Origin of the sequence: Amycolatopsis sp. NPDC051758 (assembly GCF_044453095.1) — a bacterium.
Classification (GTDB): domain Bacteria; phylum Actinomycetota; class Actinomycetes; order Mycobacteriales; family Pseudonocardiaceae; genus Amycolatopsis.
The window spans coordinates 786,102-800,948 of record NZ_JBITCJ010000004.1; the positions used below are offsets into that span (position 1 = coordinate 786,102).

At 71.5% G+C, this 14,847-nt stretch carries 12 protein-coding genes; 3 read left to right on the plus strand and 9 right to left on the minus strand.

The window, feature by feature from the left end; all coding sequences use genetic code 11:
* Nucleotides 1-39 precede the first annotated feature (39 nt).
* A complete protein-coding gene (locus tag ACIA5G_RS23250; protein WP_395926402.1) occupies nucleotides 40-1,476 on the plus strand; it encodes an MFS transporter in 1,437 nt (478 codons plus the stop codon).
* Here ACIA5G_RS23250 and ACIA5G_RS23255 read toward each other — a convergent pair.
* From ACIA5G_RS23255 to ahcY, 3 genes are all read right to left on the minus strand, one after another.
* Complete coding sequence (locus ACIA5G_RS23255; RefSeq protein ID WP_395926404.1) at nucleotides 1,473-1,814, minus strand: VOC family protein; 342 nt, start codon at nucleotides 1,812-1,814, stop codon at nucleotides 1,473-1,475. The two genes, ACIA5G_RS23250 and ACIA5G_RS23255, sit on opposite strands and share 4 nt — an antisense overlap.
* A 46-nt stretch (nucleotides 1,815-1,860) precedes the next feature.
* Nucleotides 1,861-1,986, minus strand: a complete 126-nt coding sequence (locus tag ACIA5G_RS23260) for a hypothetical protein (RefSeq protein ID WP_395926406.1) — start codon at nucleotides 1,984-1,986, stop codon at nucleotides 1,861-1,863.
* 83 nt (nucleotides 1,987-2,069) lie between these two features.
* Nucleotides 2,070-3,542 carry an adenosylhomocysteinase gene (gene ahcY, locus ACIA5G_RS23265; protein WP_395926409.1) on the minus strand — a complete coding sequence of 491 codons (1,473 nt, stop codon included), beginning with the start codon at nucleotides 3,540-3,542 and terminating at the stop codon, nucleotides 2,070-2,072.
* Between the two features lie 90 nt (nucleotides 3,543-3,632).
* Between ahcY and ACIA5G_RS23270 the strand changes: the two genes are divergently transcribed.
* On the plus strand, nucleotides 3,633-5,891 hold the full coding sequence (locus tag ACIA5G_RS23270; RefSeq protein ID WP_395926520.1) for a hypothetical protein: 2,259 nt from the start codon (nucleotides 3,633-3,635) through the stop codon (nucleotides 5,889-5,891).
* A gap of 45 nt (nucleotides 5,892-5,936) precedes the next feature.
* Here the strand turns inward: ACIA5G_RS23270 and ACIA5G_RS23275 are convergent, their stop codons facing one another.
* The 3 genes from ACIA5G_RS23275 to ACIA5G_RS23285 form a co-directional block, all read right to left on the minus strand.
* Nucleotides 5,937-6,599 carry an LPXTG cell wall anchor domain-containing protein gene (locus ACIA5G_RS23275; RefSeq protein ID WP_395926411.1) on the minus strand — a complete coding sequence of 221 codons (663 nt, stop codon included), beginning with the start codon at nucleotides 6,597-6,599 and terminating at the stop codon, nucleotides 5,937-5,939.
* A gap of 271 nt (nucleotides 6,600-6,870) precedes the next feature.
* On the minus strand, nucleotides 6,871-8,397 hold the full coding sequence (locus ACIA5G_RS23280; protein ID WP_395926413.1) for an amino acid permease: 1,527 nt from the start codon (nucleotides 8,395-8,397) through the stop codon (nucleotides 6,871-6,873).
* An 87-nt stretch (nucleotides 8,398-8,484) separates the two neighbouring features.
* Nucleotides 8,485-9,402, minus strand: coding sequence for a cation diffusion facilitator family transporter (locus tag ACIA5G_RS23285; protein WP_395926416.1), 918 nt, complete (start codon nucleotides 9,400-9,402; stop codon nucleotides 8,485-8,487).
* Between the two features lie 153 nt (nucleotides 9,403-9,555).
* On the opposite strand from ACIA5G_RS23285, the gene ACIA5G_RS23290 reads away from it, so the two are divergent.
* The gene (locus ACIA5G_RS23290) at nucleotides 9,556-12,486 is read left to right on the plus strand and encodes a BTAD domain-containing putative transcriptional regulator (RefSeq protein ID WP_395926418.1); all 2,931 of its coding nucleotides are present in this window, start codon (nucleotides 9,556-9,558) and stop codon (nucleotides 12,484-12,486) included.
* Nucleotides 12,487-12,909: 423 nt separating this feature from the next.
* Here the strand turns inward: ACIA5G_RS23290 and ACIA5G_RS23295 are convergent, their stop codons facing one another.
* The 3 genes from ACIA5G_RS23295 to manA all read right to left on the minus strand — a co-directional run bounded on the left by ACIA5G_RS23295 (nucleotide 12,910) and on the right by manA (nucleotide 14,796).
* Entirely contained in the window at nucleotides 12,910-13,242 is a 333-nt protein-coding gene (locus tag ACIA5G_RS23295) for a hypothetical protein (protein ID WP_395926420.1), read from the minus strand.
* Nucleotides 13,239-13,460, minus strand: coding sequence for a hypothetical protein (locus ACIA5G_RS23300; RefSeq protein ID WP_395926422.1), 222 nt, complete (start codon nucleotides 13,458-13,460; stop codon nucleotides 13,239-13,241). The genes ACIA5G_RS23295 and ACIA5G_RS23300 overlap by 4 nt, the downstream gene beginning before the upstream one ends.
* A gap of 106 nt (nucleotides 13,461-13,566) precedes the next feature.
* On the minus strand, nucleotides 13,567-14,796 hold the full coding sequence (manA, locus tag ACIA5G_RS23305) for a mannose-6-phosphate isomerase, class I (protein ID WP_395926522.1): 1,230 nt from the start codon (nucleotides 14,794-14,796) through the stop codon (nucleotides 13,567-13,569).
* Nucleotides 14,797-14,847 lie beyond the last annotated feature (51 nt).

A 14,847-nucleotide genomic window follows, 5' to 3' on the forward strand; every position in this document is an offset into this window, starting at 1 on the left:
TCCCTTGTGTCACTAAACTTAGTCAGTTAACTTAGTGGCATGTCCTCCGAACAGACCACCGGCATTCTCACCGACCCCGCCCCTCGATCCTTGCGCGAGGCGTGGGTCGCCCTGGCGGGGCTCTCCGCCGTGTTCCTCTTCGAGATGCTGGACAACTCGATCCTGAACGTCGCGCTGCCCACGATCGGGCGCGAGCTCTCCGCGTCGACAACCACGCTGCAGTGGGTCACCGGCGCCTACGCGGTGGTGTTCGGCGGCCTGATGCTGGTGTTCGGCGCGCTGGCCGACCGGTTCGGCCGGCGCCGGATCATGCTCGCCGGGCTGGTCCTGCTCGGCGGCGCGAGCCTGGCGACCGCGTTCGTCGTCACCGCGGAGCAGCTGATCGCCGTCCGGGTGGCGATGGGGATCGCGGCCGCGATGACCACCCCGGGCTCGATGGCGCTGGCCTTCCGGCTGTTCGCCGACGACGGCCTGCGCGTCCGCGCGACCACCCTCATCTCGACCGTCGGCCTGGTCGGGCTCGCGATCGGCCCGACCGCGGGCGGGTTCGTGCTGGCGATCGCGCCGTGGCAGGTCCTGCTGCTCGTGAACGTCCCGGTCGCCGCGCTGGCGATCATCGGCGTGCGGTTCGGCATCACGCCGGACGACCCGGCCGACCTCCACCGCGACCCCGTCGACGTCCCGGGCGCGGTGCTAGGCACGGCGACGATCGTGCTCGCGCTAGTCGCACCGACGCTGTTCGTCAACGAAGGCACCGGCTCGTGGACACCGTGGGCGGCCACCGCCGCGGCCGTCGTGGCAGCGGTCCTCTTCGTCCTTCGCGAACGCTCGGCCCGTTACCCGCTGCTCGACCTGAAGCTCGTCGCGCACCCCCTGGTTTCCAGCGGCCTGGCGTTCAAGGCCGCGGCCGGGCTGGCGACCGCCGGCCTCGGTTACCTGGTGACGCTGCAGCTGCAGCTCGACTGGGGCTGGCCGCCCGCGCTCGCCGCCCTCGGGATGCTGCCGCAGGTTGTCGTCCTCGTCGCGGGCGGCGCGTTTGTGAACCCGTTCGTCCAGCGCGTCGGCCTCGAGCGCGCCGCGTGGATCAGCGCCTCGGCGGTGGTGGCCGGGCTCGCTTTCTACGGCCTGTTCAGCAGGTTCGGCTACGTGTGGGTCGCCGTCGCGCTCGTGCTGGTGGCCGCCGGGATGCGCGTGGTCGGTGTGGTCGCCGGGGTCAACGTGCTCCGCGGCCTGCCGGAGAACCGCACGACGATCGGCGCGGCGCTCACCGACACCGCCACGGAGGTCACCTCCGGCGCCGGCATCGCCGTCACCGGCACAATCCTCGCGGCACTGTTCACCGGCGACATCGCGACGGCGCACTGGAGCACGCAGCAGACCGCGGAGTTCCGGGACGCGGTCACGACCGCGGGTGTCACGCTCACCGCCGTCGCCGCGGCGCTCGTCGGCTGGGGAATCGTCCGCTCGCGGCGCTAGGCCGGTCCGCCGCCGATGCCGAGCTCGTTGCCTTCAGGGTCCCGGTAGATGATCTTGCGGACCCCGTTGTCGTAGCTCTCCCGGTCGGCGGGCTCGATGCCGCGCGCGGAGATCCCGGCGACCCGTTCGTCCAGGTCCTCGACGAACAGCGTGTGCATGGCGAGGCCCGCACGCTCGGGCCGCTGCACGACGTAGACCGAGCCGTGCGGGGTGACTTCCCACAGGACCTCGGTGTCGTGCACGACGAACGTCGGCGGGGAGCCGAAAAGGCGTTCGTACCAGGCGACGGCACTCTTGAAGTCGCGGACGGCGATGCCGGCGAAGAGTTCGACGGTCACAGCACCTCGAATCCGTTGGCCTTCACTGCTCCCAGCCTGTCTACCGTCACCACTCGCCCCGGGTCCAGTCCAGCGCCTCACTGACCGCGGTGCCCCAGCCGCGGGACAGCTCTTCGAGCTCGTCGCGGCTGAGCACCGGGGCCGCAGGAGCTTCGGCGTTCATTTCGTCCATTCCTCACTCATCGGCTGTCGCACGGACGAAACAACAGGGCCGCCCCGAACACGTTCGGGACGGCCCTGACCGGCTAAAACGCCTCAGTACCGGTAGTGCTCCGGCTTGAACGGCCCTTCAACATCGACGTCGATGTACTCGGCCTGCTCCTTGGTCAGCTTCGTCAGCTCGCCACCAAGAGCGTCCAGGTGGATCTTCGCCACCTTCTCGTCGAGCTTCTTCGGGAGGCGGAAGACCTCCTTGTCGTACTCCTCGTGCTTGGTGAACAGCTCGACCTGCGCGATCACCTGGTTGGAGAAACTGTTCGACATCACGAACGACGGGTGCCCGGTGGCGTTGCCCAGGTTCAGCAGGCGCCCTTCGGACAGCACGATGATCGTGTTGCCGTTCGGGAAGATCCACTCGTCGACCTGGGGCTTGATGTTGATGCGGCGGATGCCCGGGTACCGCTGCAGCCCCGCCATGTCGAGCTCGTTGTCGAAGTGGCCGATGTTGCCCAGGATCGCCTGGTGCTTCATCTTCGCCATGTCCTCGACCAGCACGACGTCCTTGTTGCCGGTCGTGGTGATGACGATGTCGGCCTCGGGCAGCGCGTTCTTCAGCGTGCGGACCTGGTAGCCGTCCATCGCCGCCTGCAGGGCGCAGATCGGGTCGATCTCGGTGACGATCACGCGCGCGCCCTGGCCGCGGAGGGACTCCGCCGCGCCCTTGCCGACGTCGCCGTAACCGCAGACGACCGCGACCTTGCCGCCGATCAGCACGTCCGTGCCGCGGTTGATGCCGTCGATCAGGGAGTGGCGGATGCCGTAGCGGTTGTCGAACTTCGACTTCGTCACCGCGTCGTTGACGTTGATCGCCGGGAACAGCAGCTCGCCGGCCGCGGCCAGCTGGTACAGCCGCAGGACGCCGGTGGTGGTCTCCTCGGTGACCCCGCGGATGCCCTCGCCGATCTTCGTCCACTTGCCGGTGTCGGCCGCGACCGAAGCGCGCAGCAGCTCGAGGAACACGCGGAACTCGTCCGAGGTGTTCTCGTCCGGGGTCGGCACGACGCCCGACTTCTCGAACTCGGTGCCCTTGTGCACCAGCATGGTGGCGTCACCACCGTCGTCGAGGATCATGTTGGGACCCTCGCCGTCCCAGGTGAGCATCCGCTCGGTGCACCACCAGTACTCCTCGAGCGACTCGCCCTTCCACGCGAACACCGGGACACCCTTGGGCTCCTCGGTGGTCCCGTGCGGGCCGACGACGACCGCGGCGGCCGCGTGGTCCTGCGTCGAGAAGATGTTGCAGGACGCCCAGCGCACCTCGGCGCCCAGCGCGACCAGCGTCTCGATCAGGACCGCGGTCTGCACGGTCATGTGCAGCGACCCGGAGACGCGCGCGCCTCGCAGGGGGTAGACCTCCGCGTATTCGCGCCGCAGCGCCATCAGGCCCGGCATCTCGTGCTCGGCGAGGCGGATCTCCTTGCGGCCGAATTCGGCGGCTTCGAGGTCGGCGACGGCGAATTCGATGCCGTTGCGGGTTTGGTGCCGCTTGGCAACGCTTTCGGGGGTCATAGTGGCGATTCCTCCAAGACTCGACGACACCGGAACACTACCGTTGTCCGCTCGACCGCCCTAGATGGTTAGGAGACCCTTACCGTGCCCATGCCCGGCCCGGACACCCGCGTCGTCGAAATCCGCGTCGCCGGGCTCGTGGGCACCAGCGGGGAGACGCTGCTCGACGCGGTCGCGACCGTCGACGTCGCCGGCGACGGGCTGGGCCGGGTGATCCGCCCGGCGGACCGGCTGCGCCGCCCGGCGCCCGGGCCGGTGCTGCCGGCGCTGGGCCGGTCGATCCCGCGGACCCTCGAAGGTTACCTGTGGCACGGCATGACTTCCGGCGGCGCCGCGAAGGCGACCTGGGCGCTGCTGTTCCCGTTCTCGCTGGCCAACGTCGCGTTCTGGATGCTGCCGCCGGCGCCGCCGGACCGCCGGTTCGCGCGTGTCCTCGGCGCGGTCTGCCGCGGCCTGCTGCGCGTCGGCGCCCTGCTGCTGACCATGCTGCTGATGGGCCAGCTCGCGGCGATCGCGCTCGACCTCTTCGCCGCGCAGTGCCTCGCGCCCGGCTCGGGCTGCTTCCCCGTGGTCCCGGACGTCCTGCGCTCGGTCCCCGCGCGGATCACGGTCGGCGTGCTGCCGCTGCTGCTCGTCATCTTCGTGCTGCACCGGATTTCGTCGGCGACCTGGGCGGTGCACGCCGACGGCGACCTGACCGCCGGGCCGCTGCGGATGCGCGCCGACCCGGAAACGCCCGCGCTGCGCTGCCTGCACACCGTCGCGGCGCTGGCTTCGGTCGCGCTGCTGCTGCTCGGCGGGCCGTTTCGCGTGCCTGGGAACGGCTTCGACCTGGTGGTCTGGATCGTGACACTGGCGCTGGTGCTCGCCACGATCGTCGCCGCGGCGATCGGCGTGGACACCGGCCGGTTCGCCCGGCCCGGCGTGATCACGCTCGCCGGGCTGCTGGTCGTCGTGGCCGCGGTGCGGCTGCGGCCCGGCGCGGGCCCGCTCCCGGGGACCAACGGCGTCGTCGAAGGGCTCGGCGCCGCGCTGGTCGCCGTCACGGTGCTGTTCGCGCTGTTCCTGGCGCCGGCCGCGCTGCTGGCGCGGCCCACCTGGAAGCACAAGCCGCGCCGGCTGCGGCCGTGGGCGGGCGGCTGGGCGGCCGCGCCGGTGCTGGCGCTGGCCGGCCTGCTCGGCGGCGGGTTCGGCGCCGGTCTCGCCGAAGCGCTGCGCCGGCTTTCCGGCGCGGAGCTCCTGCGCGTGCCCGACACATACCTGCTGGTCACCGTGCCGTGGGGCGCCGGGCTGGCGCTGGCCGCGGTGCTCGCCGTGCTGGGCTTCGCGGTCGCCGTCCCGCTGCGCCGGCTGCGGCGGGGCGTCCCGGCGATCGTCGAGCTGATGGAGCACGACGAACGGCAGGAAGGCCAAGCCGCGGCGGCGTGGGCGCGATCGGCGTGGGAACGGCGGCACCTGCACCACCTGGCGCTGACGGTGGCGTCGGCGATGTCCGCGGGCGGCGCCGCGCTGCTGGTGCTGCGCTTCGGGTTCGGGCTGGTGCCCGGCTGGTTCGGGCCGCTGTCCGCGATCGGCGTGTTCGCGCTCGGCGCGCTGGCCGCAGGTCTGCTGCGCGTCGTCTACACGGCCGCGCGGACACCGCAGCGCAGCCGGCACCTCGGTGCGCTGGCCGACCTCGTGTGCTTCTGGCCGCGGGCGGCGCACCCGACGGTGCCGCCGTGCTACGCGCTGAAGGTCGTCCCGGAACTGGCGGCGCGGGCGCGCGAGCACCTCGCCGAACCGGGGACGCGCGTGGTGCTCTCCGGTTACAACCTCGGCAGCCTGCTCACGGTCATGGCCGCCGCCCGGCTCGCGGCCGAACTGCCGCCGGCGGACCTCGAACGCGTCGGCGTGCTCACTGCCGGCTCGCCGCTGCAGTGGGGTTACCAGCGCGCCTTCCCCACGTTGCTGCCGCAAGAAGCGCTGGAACGGCTGTTCGCCGACCTCGACGGACGATGGCGCGCCCTGTGCCGCGGCACCGACATCTTCGGCGGCGGCGTGACGACCTGGCGGCACGAAGTCTCCGACCGGCAGCTGTACGGCGTCGGCTTCCAGCCCGAAGGCAGCTCCGGCCCGCTGAAGGCGAAGGCCGACGAGAACGGCGTCCTCATCCTCGGCGGTGACCACTGGCTGCCGGACCCGCTGCGCGGCCCGACCGGGCGGCACCGCTGGGCGCCGGGGGTGCTCAAGCACCAGGACTACGTCGTCGACGCCGAATGGGACCACGCCGTCGCGATGGCCGCGGGCCTCGGCAAGCCGGCCTGGGGTGAGCAGGGATCACTCTTCGGGGACTTCCCCTCGAAACAGTGAAGGCCCCTCGCCGGAGCGAGGGGCCTTCACGGAGCTAGCTCAGCTTCACTCGGAAGCCTTGCGGCGGAACTTCAGCAGCACGAGCAGGCCGCCACCGCCGAGCAGCAGCAGTGCGCCGATCCACACCAGCCACATGTTGTCGAAACCGGTGTTGGCCAAGCCACCGCCGGTGCCGGACTCGTTGCCCGCCGGCACGACCGCCGGGGCGGTGGAGCTGGTCGGGGCGACCGAGGTGTCCGAGGTCGCCGGGGCGCTCGGCCGCGTGGTCTCGGTCGGCTTGGTCGTCGGCGGCTTGGTGGTCTCGGTCGGCTTGGTCTTCGTGCCGCAGAGGTACCACTTCTCGATGTCGGCCTGGCGACCGTTGCGGCTGAACGGCGCACGCAGGTCGTTCCACGGCGCGGCCTTCTCGAGGCCCTTGACGCCCGGGGTGTAGTCGTTGAAGCCGTCGTCGCCACCGATGACGACGATGCGCTTCACCGTGACGCCCTCGTGCACCTTGGAGATGTTGAGGCGGTTCTTGACGATCTTGAAGTCGACGTCGCTCTGGCTGAGGTCCGTGCCCTCGGCGCACGGCGTCGCCTTGCCGGGCGTCGGGTGCGGGCGGTTGTCGTCACTGTGGCAGGCCAGCGCGGAGCCGGCGGTGCCGAGAAGGGCGGCGGTGGTCAGCGCGACGATCGCGATCGCGCCGCGGAAGGTACGACTGCGCATTCAGAACTCCTGTACCGGCGGGGAGAGAGTACTTGCGAAATCTGTGATCGCGTCGCTACCGACCGTTGAATCACGCTGCTGTAATTCACCCGTCCGTGCCACACGAAGGATCGAAAGGTATCGCACGTCACTTCCCCCGCTACACGGGGTCCCCTTTTAGGCACCAAAAGCAAGATCGTCATCTGCTGACCGGTCCGTACGGTTCCGCAAAAAGCCCCGCCGACCTGCGTGAACACAGGTCGGCGGGGCCGTCACGATCGAGTGGGTGAAGCTAGGCGTCCGGCGCCTTGGCGGGCGCTTCGACGCCGTCCGCCTGCCGCTTGCCGAGCAGCGAGTGCCGGCGGCTGTAGGCGAAGTAGAGGACCACGCCGATCACCATCCACACGATGAACCGCAGCCAGGTCAGCACGGTCAGGTTCAGCATCAGCCAGAGGCAGGCCAGGATGGCCAGGATCGGGATGAGCGGCACCAGCGGCACCTTGAACGCGCGGGGCAGGTCCGGCCGCGTCTTGCGCAGCACCAGGACGCCCGCCGACACCAGCACGAACGCGAAGAGCGTGCCGACGTTGACCATCTCCTCCAGCTTGTCCGCCGGGAAGAACGTCGCCGCGACGGCGACCAGGCCGCCGACGATGATCGTCGCGCGCTTCGGCGTGCCGTGCTCACCGGTCTTCGCCAGGCCGCGCGGCATCAGGCCGTCCCGGGACATCGCGTAGATGATCCGGACCTGGCCCAGCATCAGCACCATGACGACGGTGGTCAGGCCGGCCAGCGCGCCGAAGGAGATGAGGTTGGCGGCCCAGTCGACGCCGTTGGCGGAGAACGCCGTGGCGAGGGTCTTGTGGCTGCCGTCGCCGGCCTCGGTGGCCAGGTCCTTGTAGGACGTCATGCCGACGACGACGAGCGAGACGGCGACGTAGAGCACGGTGACGATGATCAGCGAGCCGAAGATGCCGCGCGGCACGGACTTCTGCGGGTTCTTCGTCTCCTCGGCGGTGGTCGCCACGATGTCGAACCCGATGAACGCGAAGAACACCAGCGAGGCGCCGGCCAGCAGGCCGAACACGCCGTACGAGCTGCTCGCGCCGCCCGCGATCAGCGAGAAGAGCGACTGGTCGACACCGGTCTCGCCCGCGCCGCCGGTCGAGCCCGGCGGGACGTAGGGCGAGTAGTTGGCGCCCTTGATGTAGAAGATGCCGAGGATGATCACGAACAGCACCACGGCGACCTTGATGCCGGTGATCACCATCGAGACCCGCGAAGACAGCTTGGTGCCGACGGCCAGCAGCGTCGTCAGGATCGCCACGACGACCAGCGCGCCCCAGTCGACCGTGACGCTGCCGATGTCGAACGTCGTCTTCGCGCCCTTGCCGAACAGGTAGCCCAGCACGGTTTCGAGGTAGACCGACCAGCCCTTCGACACGGCGGCGGCACCGACGGCGAGCTCGAGGATCAGGTCCCAGCCGATGATCCACGCCATGAACTCGCCGAACGTGGCGTAGGAGAACGTGTACGCGCTGCCCGCGACCGGCACGGTCGAGGCGAACTCGGCGTAGCAGAGCGCCGCCAGCGCGCACGCGATCGCGGCGAACACGAACGCGAGCGAGACCGACGGGCCCGCGTAGTCACCGGCCGCGCGGGCGGTGAGCGTGAAGATGCCCGCGCCGATGACGACCGCGACGCCGAAGACCGTGAGGTCCCAGGCGCTCAGGTTCCGCCGGAGCTTGGTGTCCGGCTCGTCGGTGTCCGAAATGGACTGCTCGATGGATTTAGTGCGCCACAATCCCGTTCCGGGCACCGTTGACCTCCTGCGGCTGGCCTGCGTGTATCGCGGTAGGTCACCCTATCGGGTCAGGAGCGTGACGGCTTGCCGAACGCCCGGGGCCTACCTCGCGAGACTGCGGTCGAGGTCCGGCTCGAGGTAGATCAGCTTCGCGACGGGCACCTTGGCGCGCACGCGCGCTTCGGCGTCGTCGATGGCCGTGGCCAGCTCGGCGGTGTCGAGTCCCGGCACCATCGCCAGCTTCGCCGCGACGAGCAGCTCGTCCGGGCCCATGTACTGGGTGCGGATGTGGATGACCCGCTCGACCTTGCCCGCGGCGAGCTCGTCGACGATCGTCGCGAGCACGGCCTCGGTGACCCCTTCGCCGATGAGCAGGCTCTTCATCTCGACGATCAGGATGATCGCGATGACCCCCAGCAGCGCGCCGATCGCGAGCGTGCCGACACCGTCCCAGACCGGGTTGCCGGTGACGACCGACAGCCCGACGCCGAGGAGCGCGAGGACGAGCCCGAGCAGCGCGCCCGCGTCCTCCAGCAGCACCACGGGGAGCTCGGGTTCCTTGGCCTGGCGGATGAAGCCCCACCAGGTCGCGTCCCCCTTGATCTTCTTCGACTCGCCGATGGCGGTGTAGAAGCTGTAGCTCTCGAGGGCGACCGCGACGAGCAGGATGATCACCGCGACTATCGGCGACTCCAGCGGCTCCGCGTGGCCGACCTTGTGGATGCCTTCGTAGATCGCGAAGGCCGAGCCGAGGCTGAAGAGCATCAGCGCGACGATGAAGGAGTAAAAGTACCGGTCACGGCCGTAACCGAAGGGGTGCTCCTGGTCCGCTTCCCGCTTCGACGTCTTCTGGCCGAGCAGGAGCAGGCCCTGGTTGGTGGTGTCGGCCAGCGAGTGCACGGACTCCGCCAGCATCGACGACGACCCGGTGACGAGGAATCCGACGAACTTCGCGGCCGCGATTCCGGCGTTCGCCGCGAGCGCCGCGATGATCGCCTTGGTTCCGCCTCCAGCTGACACGACCGCTCCCCTGGTTGGTCCCGAATGTCCGGGTGGAGCCTAGTAGGAGCGTGCGCGCGGGACCGTCCCGACCGGCGTAACCGCGGCCGGCGTTTTCTGTCGTACCCCTCCGCTACCGTGGCTCTCCCTGCTCACCAGTCTGGGGAAGGTGACATGGCGCACTTCGCCGTGCTCGGTCCGCTCGTGGTCGAGAGCCCGCCGGGCCAGTGGCCGGTCCTGCGCGGCGATCGCCAGCGCACGCTGCTGGCCGTGCTGCTGCTCAACGCCAACCAGCACGTCCACGTCGACGTGCTGGTCGAAGCGCTGTGGCCGGAGCGGCCGCCGAAGTCGTGGACCTCGAACCTGCACACCTACCTCTCGCGGCTGCGCGACCGGATCGACGGCCTGCGGATCGACCACGGGCCGCTCGGCTACCGGCTGCGGGTCGAGCCGGACGAGCTGGACCTGCTCCTGTTCCGGTCCGCGGTCGCCGACGGGAAGCGGGCGGGGGACGCGCTCGCCGCGGCGGGGCACTACCGGCGGGCGCTCGCGCAGTGGCGGGGGCCGGTGCTGGCCGGGCTGCACGTGCCGCCGCTCGACGCCGACGTCGCGCGGCTCGAGTCCGAGCGGCTCGCCGTCTTCGAGGACTGCGTCGACGCCGAGCTCACCGCCGGCCGGCACGGGGAGCTGACCGGCGAGCTGCAGGCCATGATCACCGAGCACCCGCTGCGCGAACGGCTGGCCGCGCAGCTGATGATCGCGCTGCACCGGGCCGGGCGGCAGGGTGACGCGCTGGAGGTCTACCGGCGGCTGCGGACCACGCTGATCGACGAACTCGGCGTCGAGCCCGGCGCGGAGGCCCGCCGGGTGCACTCCGCCGTCCTGCGTGGCGAGGATCCGGTGCCGCGGTTGCCGCCGCCGGTGTGGCCGGTCTGCCAGCTGCCGCCGGACATCGGGGACTTCACCGGCCGCGACGCCGAGCTGGCCGAGCTGACGGAGGTGCTGGGCGACGCACAACGTGTCCCTGTTGCGATCCTGAGCGGCGAACCGGGCGCGGGCAAGAGCACCCTGGCCGTGCGCGCCGCGCACCGGCTGCGGGCGCGGTTCCCGGACGGCCAGCTGTACGTGCCGCTGGCCGGGCGCGACATCGGTGCCGTGCTCGCCGACCTGCTGCGCGCGCTGGGTGTGCCCGGGCCGGCGGTGCCGGACGACCTCGGCGCCCGCGCGGCGGTGTTCCGCGGCCGGCTCGGCGACCGGCGGGTGCTGGTGGTGCTCGACGACGCCGTCGACCCCGAGCACGTCCGCACCCTGCTGCCGGGCACGCCGGGCTGCGCGGTGCTCGTGACGAGCCGCCGCCGGTTGAGCGGGCTCGCCGGCGCGCACCGGCTGCCGCTCGGGCCGCTTTCCGACAACGACGCCGCCGAGCTGCTGAACCGGCTCGCCGGGGCGCGGGTGGCCCGGGAGCGCGCCGACGCCGGCCGGATCATCGCGGCGTGCGCGCGGCTGCCGCTGGCGCTGCGGATCGCGGGCAGCCGGCTGGCCATCCGCCCGCACCTGCGCCTCGGCGAGCTGGCCGACCGGCTCGAAGACGAGGTCCGCCGGCTCGACGAACTGACCGTCAGCGACCTGGCCGTCCGGAGCAGCATCGCGCTGAGCTACGAGGGTTTGCGCCCACCCGCGCAACGCGCGTTCCGGCTGCTTGGGCAGTGCCGGCTGCCGGACCTGCCGGCCTGGGCGGTGACCACGCTGGTCGACGACCCGGACGCGGACGAAGCCGTCGAAGAGCTCGTCGAAGCGAGCCTGCTGGAGGCGCACGGCCCGGACGGGACCGGCGAGGGCCGCTACCGGATGCACGACCTCGTCCGGCTGTACGCCGCGGAAGGCCCGCCGGAGCGGGGCGGCGGGTCGACGGTCCTCGCGGCGACGCTCGCCCTCGCCGACGCGGCGGCGGCCCGGTTGCCCCGCACGGTGCCGATGCCGGCGATGGCCCACGAGCCGCTCGCGCAGCCGTTGCCGGGTGCGCTGGTGGCGCGGCTGCTCGAGCGTCCGGACGAGTGGTTCGCGGCCGAGCGCGCGAACCTCGTGCTGCTCATCGGGACGCTGCGCGCGCGGGAAGCGTTGCTGCTGCTGGACAAGCTGAGCGTGTACCTCTATCTGCACGGGCACTACACCGACATGCGCGCGGCGTACGAAACGGTCTTGGCGGCGACGGACGACCGTCCGTCGGCCGCGGTCGCCGAGGCGAACCTGGCGCTGCTGAGGCACGCGCGCGGGCAGTACGAGGAGGCCGCGTCTGCGTATCGCGAATGTGCAAAGGAACTGGAAGCCCACGGCGATCGCCGCACCCACGCGTGGGTTTCGGCGAACCTGGCGCACTGCCTGATCGGGCTGGGCCGCGCGGAAGAAGCGTTGCACACCGCCGCTCACGCCCGCGAACTGTTCACTGTGGACGGTCAGGCGGAGGCACTCCTGGTGCGGGCCGCGGAGTCGGCGGCGCTGCTGCGGCTCGGCCGGGTGGCCGAGGCCCGGGAGGTCGACCGGACGGCGGTGGCATCGGCCCGGGACACGGGTGACGCGCGGCAGATCGGCATGGCGCTGCACGGGTTCGCGTGGTCGTCGCTGCTGACGGGCGAAGGTGACTCGGCGACGGCGGCGATCACGGAGTCGGTGGACCTGCTGCGCGGCACGGTGGCACGTTCGGCGCTGGCGAAGTCGTTGCGCACCCTCGGCGCGATCTCGGCGGCGACGGGTGCCCGCAACCGCGCGACGGCCGCGTTCGGCGAGGCCCGCGAGCTGGCACGGGACCTGGACGAGCGGCCGCGGGAGCTGTCGTGCACCCGGGCCCTGGCGGCAAGCTGGATCGGCGAAGGCCGGGCGGCGCAGGCGATCCCGGTGCTGCGCGCTTGTCTCGACGAGTTTCGCGAGATGGGAGGTAAGCCTGCGACCGGATTGACGTGGCTCGTCCTGCAGCGAGCTTGCGAGGCCACGGGTGATGATGCGGCGGCTTTGGAGGCGGCCGCTGAAGCTGCGAACCTGGCCGATCCGCGTGATGCCAGCGCTGCTGCGCTTCGCCGGGCTCTGCTGGCCCTGACCGAGCCGGTCTGACCAAACGAGACGGTGCCGCGATCGCCCCGAGAGGCCACGCTGCCCCCTGACCGAGCCGATCTGACCAACGAGACGGTTCCGCGATCGCCTCGAAAGGCCACGCTGCCGCCCCCACCGCGCCGATCTCGCAAAGCGAGACGACGCTGCGACGGCCCCGAAAAGCCGCGCTGCCGCCCCCACCGCGCCGATCAGATCAAGCGAGGCAGCCTCCCAGACCGGCCCCAGCCCCGAAAGTCCATGAGGGGCACCCTCATGGACTTAAAAGCCATGAGGGTGCCCCTCATGGCATGCACCTCAGCGGAAGGTCCCCAACCGGTCCTCCCCGAACCGCCGAAACGCCGAAACGGGGTGGTGCCGCCCCCTCGCGGCACCACCCCAGCCCACGGGCGCCGGGCACGCACGACCGGCGCCACCCCCAGGGGGCTAGCGGACCCGCCGGGCCTTGGCGTACCGGTTGACCGCCGGCAGCCACGCCAGTGCGACGACCACCAGGCCGGTCGCCAGCGCGACCCAGGCGATGCCGCGGATCGCGGCCGTCCCGCCTTCGACGTCGGTCGCGAGGCGCAGGGCCACGCCCGCGTTCGTCAGCGACGCCAGGGTCAGCAGCACGCGCACCCACATGGCGCCCCTCAGCGCCAGCAGCCCCCAGAACAGCAGCACCACGCCGAAGAAGATGGCGACCGCTCCCCGCACTTGGAGCGTGCTCTGCACCTCGTCCAGCGCCGCCTCCAGCAGCGCGCCGCCGCCGGCCTTCACCGTGTCCGCCGAGGCTCCGTGATCGCGGCGATCGTGTCCGCGGCGACGTCGAGCGCCATGTCGCGGCCGCCGACGAAGAACAGCACTCCGTCGACGATCGAGGCCAGCGCCGAGACCACGGCGACCGCCACCAGCCCCAGCAGCACCCCCGGCCGGGACGGAGCCGCGACCGGGGCAGCCTGGGGCAGCCCGGTGCCGGCATCGGGATAGGAAGTCACCAGCTCTTTCTCCTCCAGAAATCGACACCATGGAGCGGCAGAACCACTCCGATGGGTGATAGTGGAGAAGGGCACCACACGGAACGCACACAAAGTGCGCCGCGCGTCAGTCCTCGCAGGTCCCTGCGGTCGCCCGGAACAGCTGGGACCGCGCACCGCCCACGGCACGTACGCGAACCGGCGGGTCCGCGGCCGGCAGCCAGACCGACTGACCGCGCCGCAGCTCCACCTTCTCGCCGTCGTCCGCCGTCACGAGCAGGTCGCCGGCCGTGCACAGCAGGATCTGCGGGCCCACGCTGTCGACCGAGATCTCGTCGTCCTGGCCCGCGGCCCACTCGACACGCGAAAGCTCGAACTCCGGCGCGTCCGTGCGGTAGACCGAAAGACGGTCTCCGCCGTCGCCGCACTGCACAGGCATCTCGCCGCACGCGAAGTCGACCACGCGCAGCAGCTCCGGCACGTCCACGTGCTTCGGCGTCAGGCCGCAGCGCAGGATGTTGTCCGAGTTCGCCAGGATCTCGACGGCCGTGCCGTTCAGGTACAGGTGCAGGTTGCCGGCCGGCAGGTAGATCGCCTCGCCCGCGCGCAGCGTGAGCCGGTTCAGCAGCAACGCCGCCAGCACGCCCGCGTCCCGCGGGTGCGTCTCGCCCAGCTCCAGGATCGTGCGGCACTCGACCGCGAACTCGCCGTGCTCCTGGACGTGCCGGACGCACGCGTCCAGCACCTCGGGCAGCAGCGAGTCGAGCGACGGCTGCGGCAGCGTGATCCACGTCGTGAACAGCGCCCGCAGCCCGGACGGGTCCGGCTGCGCTTCGAGCAGCCCGGTGTACTTCGCCAGCCCTGGCGTCTCGATCGCCTTCAGCAGCTTCACCGTGCGGTCCGGCTCGCGGAACCCGGCCAGCGCGTGGAACTCCGTCAGCGCGCAGACCAGCTCCGGCTTCGCCGTCGGGTCCGGGTAGTTGCGGTTCGGCGCGTCGCGCGGGATGCCCAGCTGCTCCTCGCGCGCGTGCCCCTCCGCGGCCTGGGCCGCCGACGGGTGCGCCTGCATCGACAGCGGCTCCTCCGCGGCGAGGATCTTCAGCAGGAACGGCAGCCGCCCACCCCACCGCTTCGCGCAGCGCTCGCCGAGCTGCGTCACCGGGTCGGCGTCCACCAGCTCGAGCAGGCTCCGCTCGGTCCCGTCCGGTCCGATGACGTGTGACGGGTCACCCGGGTGGGCGCCCATCCACAGCTCGGCCTCGGGGTGCGGCGCGGGGATCGGACGGCCCAGCAGCTCGGGGATCGCCGTCCGCGATCCCCAGGCGTAGGGCCGCACCGCGTTGCGCAGCAGCTCCACTGTCACCTCAACTCCACTCCTTCGGCACCGGCCCGGGCCGGTGCTCGGCGT